Origin of the sequence: Bartonella florencae (assembly GCF_000312525.1) — a bacterium.
GTDB lineage: Bacteria > Pseudomonadota > Alphaproteobacteria > Rhizobiales > Rhizobiaceae > Bartonella > Bartonella florencae.
In genome coordinates this window covers 150,000-171,920 of sequence record NZ_HE997454.1, presented here as the reverse complement: position 1 = coordinate 171,920, position 21,921 = coordinate 150,000, and the positions used below count along the sequence as shown (strand labels likewise).

Genomic DNA, 21,921 nt, shown 5'->3' with positions numbered 1-21,921 from the left:
AAAGTTGCGACTTATTTAGGTGGCGATGCTAAGTATGAAAATGGGGCATGGACAGATCCTAAGTTCACAATTAAAACTGTTAACGGAGATGGCGAGGAAAAAGAAGAGACTTATAAGAATGTATCCGATGCTTTAACGGGAGTTGGTACTTCTATCACGAATGTTAAAAATGAGATTACCAAAGAGGTTAATAATACAATTATCACAGTAAAAGGTGATTCCTTATCGTGGAGCGAAACTGATAAAGCCTTTAGTGCTCAGCATGGAGAGGGAGAAGACAGAAGCTCGAGTAAAATTAAAGATGTTGTGGGTGGAGATTTATTTGAAAACTCAAATGAAGCTGTAAATGGCGGTCAGCTATACACACTTGGTACTCATCTTGCGGATTATCTGGGGGGTGGTGCTGACTTTGGAAATGGAAACGGAAACGGCCCAACTTTTAAAATTAAACGCGTTAAAGCGGATGGTACAGAAGAAGAGAAAACTTATACGAATGTAGCAGAGGCTTTTGAAGGTGTTGGTAGTTCTTTTACAAATATAAAAAATGAAATTACCAATCAGATTAATAATGAGATTACCAATGTAAAAGGTGACAGTCTTGTTAAGTGGAATGAAGAATCTAAGTTAATCAAGATAGGAGAAGAAAAAGAAGGGACTAAAATCAGTATAGCAAATAAGGATGGCACGGCACGGATTATTTCAGGTATTGCTGCTGGTACTGAAGATACGGATGCTGTGAATTTTTCACAACTGCAAAAAGTTGAAAAAGATGTAAAAGAACAAGTAGCCGCGAGTAGCTTTGTAAAACAGGATTCTGAAACGAGACAGATCACGATTGGTAAAGAAACCGATGGCAATATAATTAATCTTCAAAACAATAAGGATGAGAACCGAACCCTTTCTGGTTTGACAGGTGGTGCAATCTCTAAAGCTTCCCATGATGCGGTAAATGGCTCTCAGCTTTTTGAGACCAATGATAAGGTTGCAAAGTACTTTGGTGGTGGCGCTAAGTATGAAGATAGCAAATGGAATGCTCCTGAATTCACTGTTAAGTCTGTTAAGGATGATGGCACCTTTGAAGAGACGAAGTATGATACTGTAGCGGCAGCTTTTGAAGGTGTTGGTACTTCTATCACGAATGTTCAGAATAAAGTTACCAATGATATAACGAATAAGTTCGATGAATTTACTCAAAACATAACGAATATTACACAACAAGTTCAAGGTGATGCTTTATTATGGAACGATGATGAGCAGGCATTTGTCGCACGTCATAAAAAGAAAGCAGAAGAACAATATAAAGCAACGGGAGAACAAGAAAACAGCAAAATTACACATCTTTTAGATGGCGCTATTACTTCTGATTCGACAGATGCCATCACAGGTAAACAGCTTTATTCTACGAGCAACAAGCTTGCGACCTATTTGGATAAAGGAGCTGGTTATGATGTGGAAGGCAACTGGAAAACACCTAACTTTAAGGTCAAAACTGTTAACTCTGATGGCAAGGAAGATGAACAAAACTATACGAGTGTAGCGGAAGCTTTTGAAGGCGTTGGTACATCTTTCACGAATGTTCAGAATAAAATAACCAATGAGATTACTAATCAGATTAATCATCTTCAGTCCGATGATTCAGCGGTTGTTCATTATGATAAAAAAGATGATGAAAGCAGCACCATTAATTATGCGAGTATAACTTTTGGTGGTAAAGATCAAACCCCCACAGCTCTCCATAATATTGCTAATGGTAATATAGCCAAAGATTCACGTGATGCGATCACTGGTGGTCAGATTAATACAATCGGTGAGGATATAGCTAAATTCTTAGGTGGTGGAGGGTCCTTTAAAGATGGTACTCTGACACAGCCTACCTATAAATTATCTGATGTTTCTACAGAAGGTAAGGTTACGGATAAGTCCTTTACCGATGTTGGTTCTGCTTTTGCCGGTCTTGATACGAATATCAAGAATGTGAATGCTCGCATTAAGGAAGTCTCAGAAGGCGTTGCACAGGATTCTTTATCGTGGAGCCAGTCTGACAATGCCTTTAATGCGCAACATGGAACAGAAGAAAAAACAAATAGTAAAATTAAATTTCTTGCTGCAGGAGATATTACGGCAGATTCAACAGACGCTGTAAATGGTTCACAGCTTTATTCCTTAGGCGACAATGTTGCAAAATACTTTGGTGGTAACGCTAAGTATGAAGACGGCAAGTGGGCAGCTCCAAGCTTTACGCTTAAAACTTTGAGTGAAGATGGCAAGGATATTACGGAAAAAACGTATAATGATGTTTCTTCAGCCTTTGCGGGAATTGATGCCAATTTTCAAAGTGTGAATAAGAATGTGCAGAACATCGTTAATGATTTTACTGAACAAGTCACTAATATCACTCAGGAAGTTCAAGGTGATGCTCTGTTATGGGATAAGGAAAGTAAAGCTTTTGTCGCCCAACATGGAGAAAAAGAAGGTAAAAAAGAAAATAGTAAGATCACCTCTCTTGCGAATGGAAACATTGCTTCTGGCTCTACAGACGCTGTTACAGGTGGACAACTTTATTCGATAAATGAACAGCTTGCGAACTATTTTGGTGGCGGTGCCGGCTATGATACGGAAGGCAAATGGAAAGCGCCTACTTTTAAGGTTAAAACTGTTAAAGAGGATGGTAACTCTGAAGATAAGAACTATACCAATGTAGCGGATGCTTTGAGCGGAGTTGGTACATCTTTTACAAACGTACAGAATAAAATTACCAATGAGATCACCAACCAGATTAATCATCTTCAGTCAGATGATTCAGCTGTTGTTCATTATGATAAGAATAAAGATGAAACTGGTAGCATTAATTATACGAGTATCACTTTGGGTAAAGGTGCAAATGCTCCTGCTGTTGGTCTTCATAATATTGCCGATGGTCAAATTTCTGAGAATTCACATGATGCAATCAATGGTAGTCAGATTAACGCCATTTCTCAAAATGTTGCCAAATTCTTGGGTGGAGATGCAGCCTTTAACAATGGAGCCCTTACCGGTCCAACCTATAAGTTATCGAGTGTTTCTGAAGAAGGGCGTGTGAATCCGAAAGACTTTAATGATGTAAGTAGTGCATTTACAGGACTTGATGAGAACATCAAGAATGTGAACAATCGTATTAAAGAAGTCTCAGAGGGAGTTGCGCAGGATTCTTTAAATTGGAATAATGCTGAGGGTGCTTTTGTAGCGCAGCATGGAAAAGAAAGTAGCAACAGCAAGATTAAGTTTCTTGCCAATGGAGATGTTTCTGCGAGTTCAAGTGAAGCGGTAACAGGTTCTCAGCTTCATAGCTTGGGTAGCAGTGTTGCAAAATCTTTAGGTGGTGGTGCTGAATATAAGGATGGTGTATGGAGCTCTCCCAGTTTCAATATTAAAACTGTCAAAGATGATGGTGTTACAATTGAAGAGAAGAAGTATGATACAGTTGCTGAAGCTTTGGCTGATGTTGGCGCTTCTTTCACAAATATTAAAAATGATATTACTAATATTGTCAGCGATAGCCTTGTTAAGCAAGAGAAAGAGGGGGCTTCTATTACCATTGGTCATGAAACAGATGGCACTGTGATTAATCTTCAAAACAAGAATAATGAGAATCGAATCCTTTCCGGTGTGACAGGTGGAACCATCTCTAAAGATTCTATTGAGGCAGTGAATGGCTCTCAGCTTTTTGAGACCAATGATAAGGTTGCAGGGTATTTTGGTGGTGGAGCTGGTTATAAAGATGGCACATGGACTGCTCCAACATTTACAGTTAAAACCGTTAACGCTGATGGTGATAAAGAAGATAAGACTTATCAGAATGTAGCAGCAGCTTTTGAAGACGTTAGTACATCTATTACGAATGTTCAGAATAAAGTTACCAATGATATAACGAATATAACGCAACAAGTTCAAGGCGACGCCTTATTATGGAGTAATAAAGACAATGCTTTTGTTGCGGATCATGGCAAGGATGATGAAAAAACACATAGTAAGCTTACGCATCTTTTGGATGGCACTATTTCAAAAGACTCAACGGATGCTATCACGGGCAAACAACTTTATTCTTTGGGTGCTAATGTTGCGAATTCTTTCGGTGGCGGTGCTGAATATAAAGGAGGCAAATGGGTAGTTCCAAGCTTCAAAGTTAACACAATTAAAGATGATGGTACCTCTGGAGAAGAAAGCTATAAAAATGTAGCAGATGCTTTGGCTGGAGTTGGTAGTTCTTTCACAAACGTTCAAAATAAAATTACCAATGAGATTAATAATGCGATTACCAAAGTAGAAGGTGATAGCCTTGTTAAGCAGGAAAAAGAAACAGATCCGATTACAGTTGGTAAAGAAACAGGTGGTAACTTAATCAATATTGCCAACAAGGATCAAGCAGATCGTACTCTTTCTGGTGTTAAAGCAGCAGTAAATGATAATGAAGCGGTTAATAAAGCTCAACTTGATCAAAGTTTGGAGAAGCTTTCTAACAGTCTTCAGTCAGATGATTCAGCCGTTGTTCTTTATGATAAGAAGGATGATAAAATTGACTATACGAGTGTGACTTTTGGTAAAGGTCAAAACGCTGCCCCTGTTGCTTTGCATAATATTGCTGACGGTAATATTGCGGAAAAGTCACATGATGCGGTTACAGGTGGTCAGATTAATAGCATCTCTCAAGATGTTGCCAAGTTCTTAGGTGGGGACACGAGTTTTGAGAAGGGAGCCTTTACAGGACCAACCTATAAATTGTCTGCGGTTACGAAAGAAGGTCAGGTTACGGATAAGTCCTTTACCGATGTTGGAACAGCTTTTGCGGGTCTTGATCAGAATATCCAGAATGTGAATGATCGTATTAAGGAAGTCTCAGAGGGAGTTGCACAGGATTCTTTATCATGGAGCAAGGATGATGATGCCTTTAGTGCGCAACATGGGGAAGGCAAAGAAAGAAAAGCGAGCAAGATTACCCACATTTTGGATGGAGATATTACAGCTAATTCAAATGATGCAGTGAATGGTTCTCAACTTTATTTGATGAATAATACGCTTGCGTCTTATTTTGGTGGTGGTGCTGGCTATGATAAAGGCAAATGGACTGTTCCAAGCTTCAAGGTTAATACTGTGAGTGCTGATGGCGATAAGTTTGAAGAGAAGACTTATCACAATGTTGCGGAAGCGTTTTCTGGAGTTGGTAGTTCTTTCACGAATATTAACAATCAGATTAAACAAGTTGTTAGCGATAGCCTTGTCAAGCAGGATTCTGACAGCAAGATTATCAAGATAGGAGCAGAAAAAGGCGGTACAAGCATTAGTATTGCCAATAGTGGTGATGCAGCACGGACTTTGTCTGGGGTAAAATCAGGCGTTCTTTCATCAGATTCAATAGAAGCAGTGAATGGTAGTCAGCTTTATTCCATGAGTAATACACTTGCGTCTTATTTTGGTGGTAGTGCTAAATATGAAGATGGCAAATGGGCGGCACCAAGCTTCAAGGTTAAAACCGTTAATTCTGATGGAAGTGCAGTTGAAGAAAAGAGCTATAATAGTGTTGCATCTGCATTTGAAGGTGTAGGGGCTTCTTTCACGAATATTCATAAAGAGCTTAAGAATGAGATTAGCCAAGTTGTTAGTGATAGTCTTGTCAAGCAAGATGAAAAGACACATGTTATTGCAGTTGGAGGTGAAAAGAGCGGTACGAAAGTTACATTAGCAAATGTTGATAATGCTGCACGGACCCTCACAGGTGTAAAAGCAGGAGAGCTTTCAGAGACATCGACTGAAGCGGTGAATGGTTCTCAACTTTTTGTGACCAATCAGAATGTTACGACAGTAACGAATGATCTAAAAACAGTTTCTGAGAATACTTCTAAGTACTTAGGTGGTGGAGCAGATGTGCTTAAAGGTGTTGCACCGACTTATACAGTGCAGGATAAGAGTTATCAGAGTGTAGCGGAAGCGTTTGGTGGTGTTGATCATGCATTCACAGAGCTTCATAAAGAGATTGCGCAAAATACAAGTGATCTTTCAGACCATATTAAACAGAATGCGTTGTTATGGAGTGATAATGATCATGCGTTTGTTGCAACCCATGGAACTGATGCTGACAAGAAAAACAGCAAGATCACATCTCTTGCGAATGGTAATGTTACTGAAGATTCAACGGATGCAGTGAATGGTTCCCAGCTTTATTCAATGAACAAGACGCTTGCGACCTATTTTGGTGGTGGCGCTCGTTATGAGAATGGTGAGTGGACAGCTCCAAGCTTTACGGTTCACACTGTCAGCGAGGATGGTAGCAAGATTGAAGAGCATAGCTATGATGATGTAGCACAAGCCTTTGCAAGTGTAGGTACATCTTTCAGCAATCTTCATAATGAGCTTAAGAATGAGATTAGCCAAGTTGTTAGTGATAGTCTTGTCAAGCAAGATAAAGACAGCAAGGTTATCAAGATTGGTGCTGAGAAAGAAGGCACAGAAGTCAATATTTCCAACAAGGATAAAGGTGATCGCACACTTTCAGGTGTTAAGGCGGCAGTAAATGATAATGAAGCGGTTAACAAAGGGCAATTTGATAAAGGTTTGAAGGATCTTTCTAACAGTCTTCAGTCAGATGATTCAGCCGTTGTTCATTATGATAAACAAAATGATGGCACCATTAATTATGGGAGTGTCACTTTTGGTGGTAAAGGTAAAGTCGCAACAGCTCTTCATAATGTAGCGGATGGTGTGATTTCTGAGAATTCCCATGATGTGGTTACAGGTAGTCAGCTTAATACGATCTCTCAAGATGTTGCCAAGTTCTTAGGAGGTAGCGCATCCTTTACAGAAGGTACTTTTACAGGTCCGACCTATAAATTATCTGATGTTTCTGCAGCAGGCAATGTTACAGAAAAGGTCTTTAAAGATATTGGTACAGCGTTTAGCGGTCTTGATCAGAACATCCAGAATGTGAATAAGCGTATTAAAGAAGTATCGCAAGGTATTGCTGATGATTCTTTATTATGGAATGATGCTGAAGGAGCATTTGTAGCCCTTCATGGGGAAGGTAAAGACAGAAAAGATAGCAAGATTAGACATATTAAATCTGGAGATATTGCTGCTAATTCAAGTGAAGCAGTGAATGGTGGTCAGCTTTATGCAACCAATCAAAATGTGAATGCTGTATCTGATAATTTACAAACAGCAGGGACCAATATAGCGAATTCTTTTGGTGGTGGCGCTCGTTATGAGAATGGTGAGTGGACAGCTCCAAGCTTTACGGTTCACACTGTCAGTGAAGATGGTAGCAAGGTTGAAGAGCATAGCTATGATGATGTAGCACAAGCCTTTGCAAGTGTAGGTACATCTTTCAGCAATCTTCATAATGAGCTTAAGAATGAGATTAGCCAAGTTGTTAGTGATAGTCTTGTCAAGCAAGATAAAGACAGCAAAGTTATCAAGATTGGTGCTGAGAAAGAAGGCACAGAAATCACTATTGCAAATAGTGACGGTGCAGCCCGTAGTCTCTCTGGTGTAAAAGCAGGAGAGCTTTCAGCAGGTTCAACAGAAGCAGTGAATGGTAGCCAGCTTTATTCGTTGAATCAGACGTTAGCGAGCTATTTTGGTGGCGGTGCAGGTTATGAAGAAGGCCAATGGACAGCACCAAGCTTCAAGGTTTTGAGCTTTAAAGAGGATGGCAGTTCTGAAGAGACGAGCTATAATAATGTTGCGGCAGCTTTTGCAGGAGTGAATCAATCTTTCACGAAGCTTCACCATGATCTTTCAGACAATATTGAGCAGAATGCGTTGTTGTGGAGTGATGCGGATGAGGCATTTGTAGCGCTTCATGGCAAAGGTTCAGAGAAGCACAATAGCAAGCTGAGCCATCTTGTTGATGGAGATATTTCATCTGGTTCGACAGAAGCGATTACAGGTAATCAGTTGTATCATTTGAATCAGACGTTAGCGGCTTATTTAGGAGGAGGAGCAGGTTATAATGATGGTCAATGGACAGCGCCCACCTTCTCTGTTACTCAATTCAATGGCGATAGTCATGGTGATAACAAGAAGGATTATCATGATGTAGCATCTGCGTTTGAAGGAGTTAATGGAAGTCTTTCGAGTATCAACGAGCGTGTTAATGAAGTTTCTCAAAATGTTACATCGAATAGTTTACATTGGAATGATGAACTAGGAGGCTATGATGGTCGGCACAATGGATCGGACAGTAAGATTACGCATGTTGCTGATGGTAATGTAGAAGAAGGTTCGAAAGAAGTTGTGAATGGAGGACAGCTTTGGGAGACAAATAAGAAAGTTGAAGCTGTTGAGGAGCGTGTAGAAAGCCTAGATCAACATGTTAAGGATGTTGAAAGTGCTGTTACGAACGGTGCCGTTAACTACGATAAAGATGAAGAAGGGCATAAGACTAACAAGATCACGTTAGTTGGAGGTAATGAGAGTGATCCAGTTTTGATAGATAATGTATCGGAAGGTCGGGTTGAAAGTGGCTCGAAGGAAGCTGTCAATGGTGGTCAATTGCATGATTATACGGATAAACAGATGAAGTTAGTACTTGAAGATGCGAAGAAGTATACGGATGAGCATGTTGATAGTATGGTGAACAAAGGTCTTGAAGAGTCCAAAGCCTATACAGATATGAAGTTTGAGACGTTAAATTATGCCATTGAGGATGTTCGCAAGGAGTCCAGACAGGCTGCAGCTATTGGTTTAGCAGTATCGAGTTTACGTTACTATGATATACCAGGATCTTTAAGTGTTTCATTTGGTACGGGTATGTGGCGCAACCAATCTGCTTTTGCTATTGGAGCGGGTTATACGTCTGAAGATGGAAATATTCGTTCTAATTTATCTGTCACAAGTGCTGGAGGTCACTGGGGGGTAGGTGCAGGGATTACTCTGAGGCTGAAATGATAGTGAAAAGTAGTATCATGATAAAAAAACAAAATATTTTTGTGAAGATTTTGTTCGTTCTTGCCTTATTAGGCAAGAGCGAAAGCTTTGCTCAAGAGAACAATAATATTTATACTGTGCAACCGCCGCGTTTATCTGTTCCTAAGGGAGAGTCTGGTGAAACACGTCGCATCATTATGCAGTTTTTTCATTGGACCTTGATTTGCGATGAAAAACAGGATGAAAAACAAAAACTTAAGCAAGGCATATGTAATGTGACGCAGACTGTGCATGATCAGGAGGATAATACTATTTTTAGTTGGTCTCTTGTTTCTACGAAAAATGGTCAAGCAGTAATGCTCTTTCGAACATTGCCAAATGCTGATACAAATGTTCCCATTCGAATATTTATGGAAGGCATTAAAAAGCCTATTCTCGTTCAGTATACGCAATGTAATGAGACGATCTGTTTGGCGCAATCGCCTGTAGGGCCAATTCTTAGTAAACAAATAGAGAAAAATAAAAAAGTGCGTATTTCCTATAAAGTTAAAGAGGGAAAGATATACTCTTTAATTTTGCCTTTTAAAGGGTTAAGTGCAGCAATTAATTCCCTACAACGATAGATTACATAAAGTTTTTTAAAAGAGTAGGATATTCTAAATGGTATGATATAGACGCAGATTCAAACAAGAAGACATTTTACAAATATACAATAAAAATCAGAATTATATGTAAGAAAAAATCAAGTTAAATTTTTTCTACAAAACTTATAGAGTTAATTACGTAATTTGTTAAGCAGAAAAACTATAAAGAGAGCGAGTCAAAATAGCCAGATTACGGTTTTCTCGAAGACGAAAAAGATGTATCATTTTATTTCCATAAAAATTCTTTATGGATTTTTTAGAGCGATCTTATTTGATATAAATAATTTTCAATTGAAGTACTGTAGTCATTTTATAAAATACAATGATAACACTGAGCTCTCATGAGTACTAAGGGAAATGATAGTTAAAAAGTAGTTTAGAATATAAATTTATCTGTATACAATAGAAATAAATTTCATATGAGCAATATGATATAAAGAGAAATTAGCAAATTACAAAAATGGATAGAAAATCTTGAAGATAGAAAAAGAAGTAATGTTTTCTTGATATTTATCATTTAATATCGCATTGCTACTTTAGCTTTGTGAATGAGCAGAAGAGTTCTCGCGTTTGTTTATTGGGGGAAACGCTTAAGGGATAAGGAAAAATGACCCCATTAGATTATGATTTAAAAGAGTCAAAGCGGGGAAGGGTATCTGAGACTAAAGCAAAGCGAAAGCGATTATGTAATCACCACGGGCAAAATCAAAATAATCATTCTGGATTTTTACAGACAGGAACGTACTCTATTTCTGTTGATATAGAAAAACAACAGAGAAAAAGACAAGATAAACAAAAACGGGTATTTTTGCAATCGAATACAGCTTTTGAAGTACATAATCGAGCAATTGTAGGTGTAAAAAAAACAAAATATCTCAAAGCGCCTTTTTTTCCACGTTCTTCTCAACTAAAATCGCCACCTCTTTATGCGGCACTTGATTTGGGAACGAATAATTGTCGTCTTCTTATTGCATCTCCCAGTAAACCGGGATATTTTCACGTTGTTGATGCTTTTTCACGTATTGTACGCTTGGGAGAAGGTTTAGTAAATAACGGATTTCTTAATACACAAGCGATGGATCGTGCAATTGAAGCATTAAAGATTTGTCATTTAAAGCTAAAACAAAGGCGTATTAAAAGTTATCGCTTGGTAGCAACGGAAGCTTGCCGTTCGGCGAAAAATGGTAGATATTTTATTCAACGTGTTTTGGATGAGACTGGCCTTGAATTAGAAATAGTTGATCGTAAAACAGAAGCGCGTTTTGCTGTTGCGGGGTGTGGTACGCTTGTTGAGCGCAATACCGATGCAATTGTGCTTTTTGATATTGGAGGAGGCTCATCAGAAATTGTGCTTCTTGATGTTTCTAAAAAGCGTTCTTTTCGTTTAGCTGAACAGATTACAGCGTGGACTTCTCTCCCTGTTGGTGTTGTCACGCTTGCTGAGCGCTTTGGAGGAAATGAAGTTAGTTTAGACGATTTTGAAAACATGAAAAGCTATGTGCGAGGTTTTTTAAATAATTTTTCAGATCGTCATAAATTGGGAGCTTTAACGCAAAGTTCGAATTTTCATCTTTTGGGAACCTCTGGTACGATTACAACTTTAGCAGGAATGCACCTTAATTTAGAGCGTTATGATCGGAGAAAAGTTGATGGTATGTGGATGAATGATGCAGACATTAATCTTATGACAAAACGCTTATTGTCATGGGACATAAAGAAACGTGCAATAAATCCTTGTATTGGACGAGGAAGAGCAGATTTAGTTTTAGCTGGTTGTGCAATTTTAGATGTTATTCGAGAGGTTTGGCCAAGCCAACGTTTAAGAGTTGCTGATCGTGGATTGAGAGAAGGAATTTTGATAGAGTTGATGCTGCGCGATGGTGTATGGTATCGTCATAGGAAGGGAAAAAGCTTCAAACATTAGGATTATTAAGGATAGGGAGATGAATGAGTAACGATGAAAAAAACGATAAAAACACCGACTGGAGGCTATGGTGGTGCAGGATCGCATGAATTATATCAGCGTGTAAAAAAGAAAGCGGGAACCATTAAAGCATCGTCACGGCGATGGTTAGAGAGGCATTTGAATGATCCTTATGTTCATCAGTCGAAAGTGGATGGTTATCGTTCGCGTGCGGCCTATAAGCTCATAGAGATTAATGAGCGCTATAAGTTTCTCAAAAAAGGTCAAAAGATTATTGATTTAGGAGCAGCACCTGGAGGATGGTGTCAGGTTGTAAGTCGTATCGTTGGATCGAATGAGCAAAAGCCTAGTGTAGTTGGTATTGATTATTTACATGTTGATCCATTGCCTAGAGTTATTATGCTAGAAATGGATTTTTTACATGCTGAAGCACCGCAAAAATTAGTTGATGCTTTAGGAGTAAAGCCGGATGTGGTACTTTCTGATATGGCAGCACCAACGACAGGTCATCGTCAGACAGATCATTTAAGGACAATTTATTTATGTGAAGTTGCTGCTGATTTTGCCCTTTCAGTCCTTAAACCTGGAGGACATTTTTTAGCAAAGGCTTTTCAAGGTGGGGCAGAAAACAATCTTCTTACGACACTGAAACAGAATTTTAAAACAGTTCATCATGTTAAACCACCGGCAAGCCGATCGGAATCTGTGGAGCTTTACCTTTTAGCTCTTGGATTTAAAGGAAAAAACAAAAGCACAACATAGCTTCTTTTTAAAATATTTGAGTTTAGTTACATATTGAGAATATCAGAGTATTTTCAAACGGTTATCGGTGATATTGTGAGAAGTTTTTTATTTAAATAATGAAAAACTGGTAAAATGAACACATTGCCTATAGAGGTAGAAGAATTGATTCCTCAGTGAGTATTTCCAATGAAATTTCTTGATCAAGCTAAAATCTATATTCGTTCTGGTAATGGAGGAGCAGGGGCAGTATCATTTCGTCGTGAAAAATTTATTGAGTTTGGGGGACCTGATGGGGGCAATGGAGGGCGTGGAGGTGATGTTTGGGCACTTGTTGTTGATGGGCTCAACACGTTGATTGATTATCGCTATCAAAAACATTTTAGAGCAAAAACAGGAGGTCATGGCAAGGGACGAAACATGACGGGTGAGAAGGGTGATGATATCATCCTTAAAGTACCGGTTGGAACGCAAATTTTTGAAGAGGATAATAAAACGTTAATTTGTGACTTAACACAAGTGGGACAACGTTATCGTTTAGCAAAAGGTGGGAATGGCGGTTTTGGAAATTTGCATTTTACGACATCTACGAATCGAGCACCTCGCCGTGCGAATCCGGGTTTAGCAGGAGAAGAACGCACATTATGGCTTCGTTTGAAATTAATTGCTGATGGTGGGCTTATTGGTTTGCCTAATGCTGGAAAGTCAACTTTTTTAGCCTCTGTGACGGCAGCAAAACCGAAAATTGCGGATTATCCTTTTACCACTCTGCATCCTCATCTTGGTGTTGCTCGTATTGATGCTCGTGAGTTTGTTTTGGCTGATATTCCTGGTCTTATTGAAGGGGCGCATGAAGGTGTAGGCATTGGAGATCGTTTTTTAGGACATGTAGAACGTTGTCGTGTTTTACTCCATTTAATTTCTGCTCAAGAAGAAGATGTAGCCAAGGCATATAAAATTGTGCGTCATGAATTAGAGGCTTATGGAAACAATCTGAGTGATAAGACTGAAATTATAGCTTTAAGTCAGATAGATACTCTCACCAATGAAGAACGGAGAACTAAACAAGAGATTTTACAAAGCGTAACGGGTAAATCTGTGATGATGTTTTCTGCGGTTAGTCGTGAAGGTTTAGAAAATGTATTGCGTGTTATTGCACAAATTATCGAAATGGCACGTAGCGAGGATGATGGCGAAGAAGAGTAGGAGTGCTTAAGATGGCCGTTAGATTACAAAAACTTGCGCAGTATAAACGCATTGTGATCAAAGTTGGATCTGCACTTTTGGTTGACCCTCAGACAGGTTTACGGGCTGAATGGCTCAATAGTTTGATAAGTGATGTTGCCAAGTTGCGTCAAAAAGGCGTTGAGATTTTGTTGGTGTCTTCAGGTGCTATTGCTTTGGGAAGGACATTGCTGCAGCTTCCTAAAGGAGCTTTGAAATTAGAAGAGAGTCAAGCATGTGCTGCTTTAGGGCAAATTGAATTAGCCAAAACCTATGGTGATGCGCTTGCACAGTATGGATTAAAAACGGGACAAATTTTACTCACTCTATTTGATACAGAAGAACGACGGCGTTATCTTAATGCGCGTGCTACGATTAATGTACTTTTACATTTTGGAGCGGTGCCTGTTATTAATGAAAATGATACTGTTGCAACAAGTGAAATTCGCTATGGTGATAATGATCGTTTAGCGGCGCGTGTGGCGACGATGATGGGGTCGGATCTTCTGATACTTTTATCAGATATAGATGGTCTTTATACAAAATCTCCCCATCGTGATCCAAAGGCTGAGTTTATTCCTTTTATTGCATCAATTACCAGCGATATTGAAAAAATGGCAGATGTTGCTGCTTCAGAGCTTTCTCGCGGAGGAATGAAGACGAAGCTTGATGCTGGAAAAATAGCAAATTCTGCTGGAACGGCGATGGTTATTACTTCAGGCAAGCGTATGAATCCTCTTGCAGCTCTTGATAAGGGAGAACGTAGTAGTTTTTTTGCTGCCGGTGAAAAGCCTGTTAATGCTTGGAAAACTTGGATTTCTGGTCATTTAGATCCCTCTGGTATTTTGACGATAGATCAAGGAGCGGTTAAGGCTCTTGAATCTGGAAAATCATTATTGGCTGCAGGAGTTGTTGGGGTTGAGGGAAGGTTTAATCGTGGAGATACAGTTGCGATTGTGGATACAAAGGGGGTTGAGATTGCTCGCGGACTTGTAAGCTATGGTAAAGAGGAAGTTTTACGCATTATGGGGCATAAAAGTGAGGAAATTGAATCTATTCTTGGATATGAAGCACGCTCTGCTATGGTGCATCGTAACGATATGGTTTTACGCTGCTTGACCGATTCTGCTTAAAAAGTTATCTTTTTCTTCTTTATTGTTTTACAGAGTGGATGATATTATGGCTTTAAAAGAGCAGATGCAGGAGATGGGGAAAAAAGCACGCTATGCCGCTGCAGCACTGGCTGTTATGTCTTCTAAACAAAAGAACCAAGCGTTAGAAATGATAGCTTTAAGTTTAGAAGCTCAATCAACTGAAATCTTACGAGCTAATCGTCAAGATTTAGAGAATGCTGCTCAAAATAATTTGAAAGCAGCGATGGTTGATAGGCTGAAATTAGATGAAATGCGTTTGCGTGCAATTATAGATAGTGTTCGCCAAATTATTTCTTTGCCTGATCCTGTTGGACAAGTGATAAGCGAATGGACTCGTCCCAATGGACTTCATATAAGCCGTGTTCGTACACCTCTTGGTGTGATTGGTATCATTTATGAGAGCCGACCAAATGTTACGATTGATGCAAGCGCTTTATGCCTAAAAGCTGGAAATGCCGCAATTTTACGCGGCGGTTCGGATGGCTTTCATTCTTCTCATGCTCTTCATAATGCATTGGTGAGAGGATTGGAGAAAGCTGGTTTTCCTAAAGACGCTATTCAAATGGTTGGAACGAAAGATCGTGATGCTGTTGGAGAGATGCTCAAAGGATTAGATGGAGCAATTGATGTAATTATACCTCGTGGGGGAAAAAGTCTTGTTGCACGTATTCAATCTGATGCACGTGTTCCCACTTTTGCCCATTTAGAGGGGCTCTGTCATATTTATATTGATCAATCAGCAGATTTAGATATGGCACGTAATGTTGTTTTAAATGCAAAGCTGCGAAGAACAGGGATATGTGGTGCTGTTGAAACAGTTCTCATTGATCGTGCAGCATTAAAAAAGTTTCTTCCTGTTTTGACAGCCTTACAAGAGAAGGGGTGTGAAATTCGTGCAACAGAAGATATTGTTTGTCTTTTACCTGACCTCAAATTAGCTACTGAAGAAGATTGGTCGTATGAGTATCTTGATGCAATTCTTTCTGTCAAAACAGTTGAAGGTATTGAGGGAGCTATTGCACATATTCAGCGTTATTCATCGGGACATACAGAATCGATTATTGCTGAGGATATGAGGGTGGTCACAATATTTTTTAATCGTTTAGATTCAGCCATTTTGCTTCATAACGTATCTACACAATTTGCTGATGGAGGTGAGTTTGGTTTCGGGGCGGAAATTGGTATTGCAACAGGAAAAATGCATGCGCGTGGTCCTATAGGTGTCGAACAACTAACGTCATTTCAGTACCATGTTAAAGGAAATGGACAGGTTAGACTTTGAAAAATCCATTTTTTCCGTGGCGAGATCGCATGCCCCATGTTGAGAAATCCAATATTGTCGGGCTTTTTGGTGGCTCTTTTAATCCACCCCATGCTGGGCATCTTCTTGTTGCAAAAATTGCTATCCGGCGTTTGCGTCTTGATCAATTATGGTGGATGGTCACTCCAAGAAATCCCTTAAAAGTTTGCACACAGTTAGCCTCTTTAGAGGAGAGAATGCATTTGAGTGTTGGACTGATTGACCATTCGAAGATTCGTGTCACGGGTTTTGAGCAGGCAATAGGGAGTAAAGTATCAGTAGATACAATTTCTTATATTCTAGCGCATTGTCGCGGGGTACGTTTTGTATGGATTATAGGGGCAGATAGTTTTGCAATGATTCATCATTGGTATAGATGGCATGATATCATATCGATGCTTCCTGTTGCGGTTATTGATCGTCCTTTTGTGCGCATATCAGCACTCTCTTCACCTATGGCACATATTTACCGTTCTTTTCGTTTAGATGAGAGAGAAAGTATACGATTACCTTTTATAAAACCACCGGTTTGGACGTATTTACATGGACCTTTGTCTTTTCAGTCTTCGACGAATATTCGTTTAAAGCAGAATCATTTTTCTTGAATATTTTATCCGTAATGCTGTAAAATATTGTTTTTCAGGATGGTGATATAAAGCATATTGATACATGCCAGAAATGCAATGACGTCTATATGTGATTTTAATTTTGCATCAATTAAGTGTAGAAAGGTGAAGTCAAATACGATATTGAAGAAAAAATTTATTTGGCGAGCCTGTAAAGTGATCATGCAAGTGACGATCCGATAAAGTAAACTTGAGAGAAGCCAATATGATGAGGGATTGGTTGTGGTTCAGAATTTTCACTCTAAAAAGCAAAGAGGAGAGCAAAACCTTTCGCTTTTCTTTTGAAAATGCCCTCACTTAATTAAGAAAGGATATTAATCTGGAAAACATTTCACAAAAAAACTCTTATAATAATATTACATCATGTACAGAAGAGAAAATCTTTTCTGCGTGTGATAATCTTGAAATTATTCTCAAGAGTTTAGAAGATGCAAAAGCAGAAGATATCATCTCTATTGATATTCAGAGAAAGTCATCTTTAGCTGATTACATGGTTATAGCCTCAGCACATTCACAGCGCCATGTATCTGCTATTGCTGACCATTTATTACGTACTTGGAAAAACAATGGGTGTGGTCTTGCACGTGTAGAAGGGCTTGCGGGAGGTGATTGGGTATTGATTGATACAGGTGATATTATCATTCATCTTTTTCGTCCAGAAATCCGTCTCTTTTACAATTTAGAAAAAATATGGCAGGCTCCAGATTTCAACAATGCAAAACCGCTTCTTTTCGGAGATTATTAACATGCAAATTTCTATTTTTGCTGTTGGTCGTATGAAAAGGGGAGCGGAGCAAAAATTGGTTGATCATTATTTGAATCGTTTTTCTAAAGGTTCTGGAGCTGTAGGGTTTCATTTTAAAAGATTACAGGAAATATCAGAAAGTCGTGCGCAAAAAGCGTGCCAGCGTATGGAAGAAGAGGGGAGAAAACTTATTGAATTTTTGCCTGAAAAATGTCGATTAATCGTGTTGGATGAACGTGGAGAATCGATTTCGTCATCTTCTTTTGCTGAGAAACTAGTGCTTTATCGTGATGGAGGTATTCGTGATCTCGTCATTGCTTTGGGAGGACCTGATGGGCACAACGGACAAATAAGAAATCGTGCTGATTTTCTGTTATCTTTTGGTTTTATGACATGGCCACATCAAATTGCACGTATACTTCTTACAGAACAACTTTACCGTGCCGTAACGATTGTAAGTAATCATCCCTATCATAGGTTTTAAAAATTTTTATATAATTTTAGTACTTATTTATATATTTATTAATATTGTTTTAGCTGACACCCTTTAAAGCATCATTAGTTTATGCGATGATGCTTAATGGTTGGGCAAATGAAGAAGTTTCTTCATAAAAAGATACAACGTTTATATGAGAAATGCGTGATATTTGTCGTGCTGTTCTTGAGTATGGGGCTTTGCTTTCCTATATCACATGCTGAAGATACAATTTCAAGTATAGAAGCAGCACAAAAAGCATTGGGGGAAATTCGCCAAAATATTTCCATCTCGCGTGAACGTGTTGCTTTTCTTATGAAACAAGTTGAACGTTTAAAGAAAGATCAACGAGCTTTGAGTGATGCACTTATAAAAACTGCTAAAGGAGAACGTGCAGTAGCAAATGATATTGCTGAAAGTGAAAAAAAGCTAAAAAAAATGATAAAAAAGCGCGCACAAGTTCATCAAAATTTGAAAAACCGCCGTGCTGAATTTTCAGAAATTCTTGCCATCTTAGAACGTATGGGATTAAAGCCGCCTCCTGCTCTGATAGTTCGTCCTGAGGATGTGTTAGCTTCTGTACGGAGTTCTGTTTTACTAGGAGCTGTCGTACCTCAGATGCAAGAGAAAACGCGAGACTTAACAGAGAGTCTTAGGGAATTGACGACTTTGAGCGCTTCAATTTCTACGGAATATGCAGCATTAAAGACTAAAATGCAAAATCAAGCGGAGCAGAGAAAACGTTTAGAGCTTTTATTAGAGGAAAAATCTAAACTGCAAAAAAAGTCAGAAGTAGAACTTACAGACCAGCAACAAAAAAGTATTTTTTTTACTAAAAAAGCCCAATCTTTGGAAGAATTGATTTTAGAACTTGACCGTCAATCAAAACTTAGTACTGATACATCGCTACAGATGCAGAAAAATTTACAATTATTAGAACAATCCAATTTTGAAAGCAGAAAGGGCTCTTTGTTATTTCCTGTTTTGGGGACAAGAGTTGAGCATGCCCATAAGAATTCGCAGATTACACGCTTTGGTGAAATGATAGAAACAGAAGCATCAGCAGTTGTTATATCACCTGCTGATGCTCTTGTTGCTTTTGCTGGACCATTTCGTTCTTATGGACAGTTAATTATTCTCAATGTTGGAAATGGTTATCATATTGTTCTTATTGGAATGTCGAGAATTAATGTCACTCAGGGACAATTTGTTCTTGCAGGTGAACCTCTTGGAACGATGGGGAAGCAATTTATTGCGAACAGTATTGCATTGGATATAGGCAAAACTGTTCCAATGCTTTACATTGAGTTTAGAAAGCAGGGGAAGCCTGTAAATCCAACTCCTTGGTGGGGGACTAAAAAAACGAGAAGGAACCAAAATGATTCGTAAAGTTATTCTTTTGGTCGCTGGGGTATTGCTCGGCGCCAGTTCAATGATTATGGTGCAGTCTGTTGCTGCCAATAATGAAGGTGATGCATATAAAGAGCTGGCGCTTTTTGGTGATGTTTTTGAGCGTGTACGTATGCAGTATGTAACGGTTCCAGAGGATAAAAAGCTTATAGAGAATGCTATCAATGGAATGCTTACATCACTTGATCCCCATTCCTCTTATATGAATGCGCAAGAAGCCAAAGATATGCGTGATTCTACGAAAGGAGAATTTGGAGGTCTTGGTATTGAAGTGACTATGGAGAAAGGTTTAATTAAAGTTGTTTCTCCAATGGATGATACACCTGCTTCAAAAGCGGGCATTTTGGCGGGAGATCTCATTTCAAAAATCGATGGTGTGCAGACCAATGGTCATACATTGAATGAGGCTGTTAATAAGATGCGGGGAGCTCCTGGAACCCCCATTACATTAACAATTATTCGTTCTGGTGTTGATAAGCCACTCGAAATTAAGGTTGTTCGTGATATCATCAAAGTGAAGGCGGTAAAATATCGTGTTGAGGACGATCTTGGTTATTTAAGAATCATCCAATTTTCTGAACAGACTTTTGGTAACCTTCAGGTTGCAATTAAAGATATTCAATCTAAAATTCCTCAAGATAAATTAAAAGGGTATGTTCTTGATTTACGACTTAATCCTGGTGGGCTTTTAGATCAAGCTGTTAATGTTTCGAGTGCTTTTCTCAATAAAGGTGAGATTGTTTCAACCAGAGGGCGTAAAAAGAGTGATGTTACAAGATTTGATGCCAAGCCTGGGGATATTATCAATGGAAAACCTCTCATTGTGCTGATTAATGGTGGTTCAGCCAGTGCTTCTGAAATTGTTGCAGGTGCATTACAAGATCATCGTCGTGCGACAATTTTAGGAACGCAATCTTTTGGTAAGGGATCTGTTCAAACGATTATCCCCTTGGGTGAAGATGGGGCTTTACGTTTAACAACAGCGCTTTACTATACGCCGTCTGGGACTTCAATTCAAGGAACAGGGATTACGCCTGATATTATTGTAGAGCAGCCACTTCCTGAAAAATATAAAGGCTATGATGTAAAAGTCGGTGAGTCTGCATTAAAAGGGCATATCAAAGGCAAACGAGAAGACAATAAAGGATCTGGATCAGCTGCTTTTGTTCCGCAAGATCCAAAAGATGATGTTCAATTGCATGAGGCTTATAAGCTGTTACGGGGTGAAATGGCAAATGCAGCATTTCCACCAGATCCTAATAAGGATATTTTAAAGTAAGGTCTACAGTTTATGTCTTTTGGAGATAATTGAATGAATGCGGTGGTTAATTTGAAGGCTCTTCCTTATAGAAAATCTGTTGGGATTGTTGTTTTTAATGATATGGGTCAAGTTTGGGTTGGGCGCCGTTTAATGGCGTGCGCTCATGCCGATACTGAAATGTCTCATCGTTGGCAGCTTCCTCAAGGGGGGATCGATGAAAATGAAGAACCTTTCGATGCAGCATGTCGTGAACTTTATGAAGAAACGGGTATTCGATCTGTAAAGTTGATTAAGGAAGCACAGGATTGGTTCCATTATGATTTTCCACAAGAACTTGTTGAGTGCACATTAAGCAACAAATATCGTGGACAAATGCAAAAATGGTTTGCTTTTCAATTTACCGGAGATCCGCATGAGATCGCGATAAATCCTCCACCAGCTGGGAATAAAGCAGAATTCGACCAATGGAAATGGATTGATTTAGAAATCCTCCCGTCTATTGTGATTTCTTTCAAAAAGCAGATCTATACGAAAATCGTCAACGAATTTCGAGGTAGCCTTAAAGGATTATAAAAGCTATATAAAGACAGAAAGCTCTTTTTTATGAAGACGCTTTATATTATGTAAATCACTAAAAGATAATAAACATGTTTCTCTTTTATGTAAAGAACTGGAATATAAAATGAAAAAGTTATTTAATTTACTGATAGTTTTTACTCTCTTGAGTATTTCTTCTGTGGCATTTGCCTCAGATTCAAAACCAGCAGCAACCAAACCTGTGGCAGCTACATTGCCCAATGGTGCTTCTTCTTTAACGGAAACTTATGGTTTGTGGACCATTAACTGTGGTGTACAGGAAGGAAAAAAGATTTGTTTTATGGGCCGCCAAGAGGTGAATGATCAGGGCCGTGTTGTGGTGGCTATGAACGTTATTCTCAATGGGGATGGTGTTGTCTCCGGTAATTTAACAGTTCCTTTTGGCATTTTGGTTTCTAAGCCTGTTCGTTTACAAGTCGATGAAGGGAAAGCTGTGATTGAGACTGGTATTCGCACTTGTGTACCAGCAGGTTGTATTGTTCCAATAGTTTTTGACAAAAGTCATGTAGCAGCTTTACGTGCTGGAAAGCATTTGAAATTAGCTATGTCAATTGCTGCTCCAGGTGAACCACCTTTGAATGATTTATTTGTTCAGCTGAATGGTTTCAGCAATGCTCTTAATCGCTTGACTGCTTTGCAGAAATAATCTTGAAATATAAAAAAGACGGCCTTTTAAGGCCGTTTTTTTGTTTAAGCGCGTTTTTTATCAAACTTACGATTAAGACAACAGGATCATTATATAACGAATAGGAATGTTCAAAGTTTTTTTGAAGATTCTCAGACGATTTCCTGTTGTTTCTGTTTTAACAGCTCTTTTTATTTCGATATTTATTTGTTAGATTCATCATCATAATTATAAGAGATGAATCATTAGCATGTTATTTTCTCTTCATGGAAGAGGAACGATGGAGTGTAAAACCAT

The 21,921-nt window shown here is 38.8% G+C and carries 14 protein-coding genes; all 14 read left to right on the top strand.

Annotated elements, in window-relative coordinates; translation table 11 throughout:
• Window positions 1-8,919: Vomp family autotransporter (locus BN202_RS07440; RefSeq protein ID WP_034987783.1), on the top strand; the 8,919-nt coding region annotated here is incomplete at its 5' end.
• A gap of 17 nt (window positions 8,920-8,936) precedes the next feature.
• Window positions 8,937-9,521 (top strand): invasion associated locus B family protein, encoded by a 585-nt coding sequence (locus BN202_RS07435; RefSeq protein ID WP_425277564.1) that lies wholly within the window; start codon window positions 8,937-8,939, stop codon window positions 9,519-9,521.
• A gap of 628 nt (window positions 9,522-10,149) precedes the next feature.
• On the top strand, window positions 10,150-11,466 hold the full coding sequence (locus BN202_RS07430) for a Ppx/GppA phosphatase family protein (protein WP_019220002.1): 1,317 nt from the start codon (window positions 10,150-10,152) through the stop codon (window positions 11,464-11,466).
• 33 nt (window positions 11,467-11,499) lie between these two features.
• The gene (locus BN202_RS07425) at window positions 11,500-12,228 is read left to right on the top strand and encodes an RlmE family RNA methyltransferase (RefSeq protein WP_019220001.1); all 729 of its coding nucleotides are present in this window, start codon (window positions 11,500-11,502) and stop codon (window positions 12,226-12,228) included.
• Window positions 12,229-12,396: 168 nt separating this feature from the next.
• Window positions 12,397-13,413, top strand: coding sequence for a GTPase ObgE (gene obgE, locus BN202_RS07420; RefSeq protein ID WP_019220000.1), 1,017 nt, complete (start codon window positions 12,397-12,399; stop codon window positions 13,411-13,413).
• Between the two features lie 11 nt (window positions 13,414-13,424).
• Window positions 13,425-14,564 (top strand): glutamate 5-kinase, encoded by a 1,140-nt coding sequence (gene proB, locus BN202_RS07415; RefSeq protein ID WP_019219999.1) that lies wholly within the window; start codon window positions 13,425-13,427, stop codon window positions 14,562-14,564.
• A 46-nt stretch (window positions 14,565-14,610) separates the two neighbouring features.
• On the top strand, window positions 14,611-15,867 hold the full coding sequence (locus tag BN202_RS07410) for a glutamate-5-semialdehyde dehydrogenase (protein WP_034987831.1): 1,257 nt from the start codon (window positions 14,611-14,613) through the stop codon (window positions 15,865-15,867).
• Window positions 15,868-15,896: 29 nt separating this feature from the next.
• On the top strand, window positions 15,897-16,490 hold the full coding sequence (locus BN202_RS07405) for a nicotinate-nucleotide adenylyltransferase (protein WP_034987829.1): 594 nt from the start codon (window positions 15,897-15,899) through the stop codon (window positions 16,488-16,490).
• A gap of 334 nt (window positions 16,491-16,824) precedes the next feature.
• Window positions 16,825-17,256 carry a ribosome silencing factor gene (rsfS, locus tag BN202_RS07400; protein WP_034987780.1) on the top strand — a complete coding sequence of 144 codons (432 nt, stop codon included), beginning with the start codon at window positions 16,825-16,827 and terminating at the stop codon, window positions 17,254-17,256.
• 1 nt (window position 17,257) lies between these two features.
• Window positions 17,258-17,740, top strand: coding sequence for a 23S rRNA (pseudouridine(1915)-N(3))-methyltransferase RlmH (gene rlmH / locus BN202_RS07395; protein WP_019219995.1), 483 nt, complete (start codon window positions 17,258-17,260; stop codon window positions 17,738-17,740).
• Between the two features lie 96 nt (window positions 17,741-17,836).
• Window positions 17,837-19,120 carry a murein hydrolase activator EnvC family protein gene (locus tag BN202_RS07390; protein ID WP_083859168.1) on the top strand — a complete coding sequence of 428 codons (1,284 nt, stop codon included), beginning with the start codon at window positions 17,837-17,839 and terminating at the stop codon, window positions 19,118-19,120.
• Window positions 19,110-20,420 carry a S41 family peptidase gene (locus tag BN202_RS07385; protein ID WP_019219993.1) on the top strand — a complete coding sequence of 437 codons (1,311 nt, stop codon included), beginning with the start codon at window positions 19,110-19,112 and terminating at the stop codon, window positions 20,418-20,420. The genes BN202_RS07390 and BN202_RS07385 overlap by 11 nt, the downstream gene beginning before the upstream one ends.
• A gap of 33 nt (window positions 20,421-20,453) precedes the next feature.
• Window positions 20,454-20,975, top strand: coding sequence for an RNA pyrophosphohydrolase (locus tag BN202_RS07380; protein ID WP_019219992.1), 522 nt, complete (start codon window positions 20,454-20,456; stop codon window positions 20,973-20,975).
• 109 nt (window positions 20,976-21,084) lie between these two features.
• The gene (locus tag BN202_RS07375) at window positions 21,085-21,645 is read left to right on the top strand and encodes an invasion associated locus B family protein (RefSeq protein ID WP_019219991.1); all 561 of its coding nucleotides are present in this window, start codon (window positions 21,085-21,087) and stop codon (window positions 21,643-21,645) included.
• Window positions 21,646-21,921: the final 276 nt, after the last annotated feature.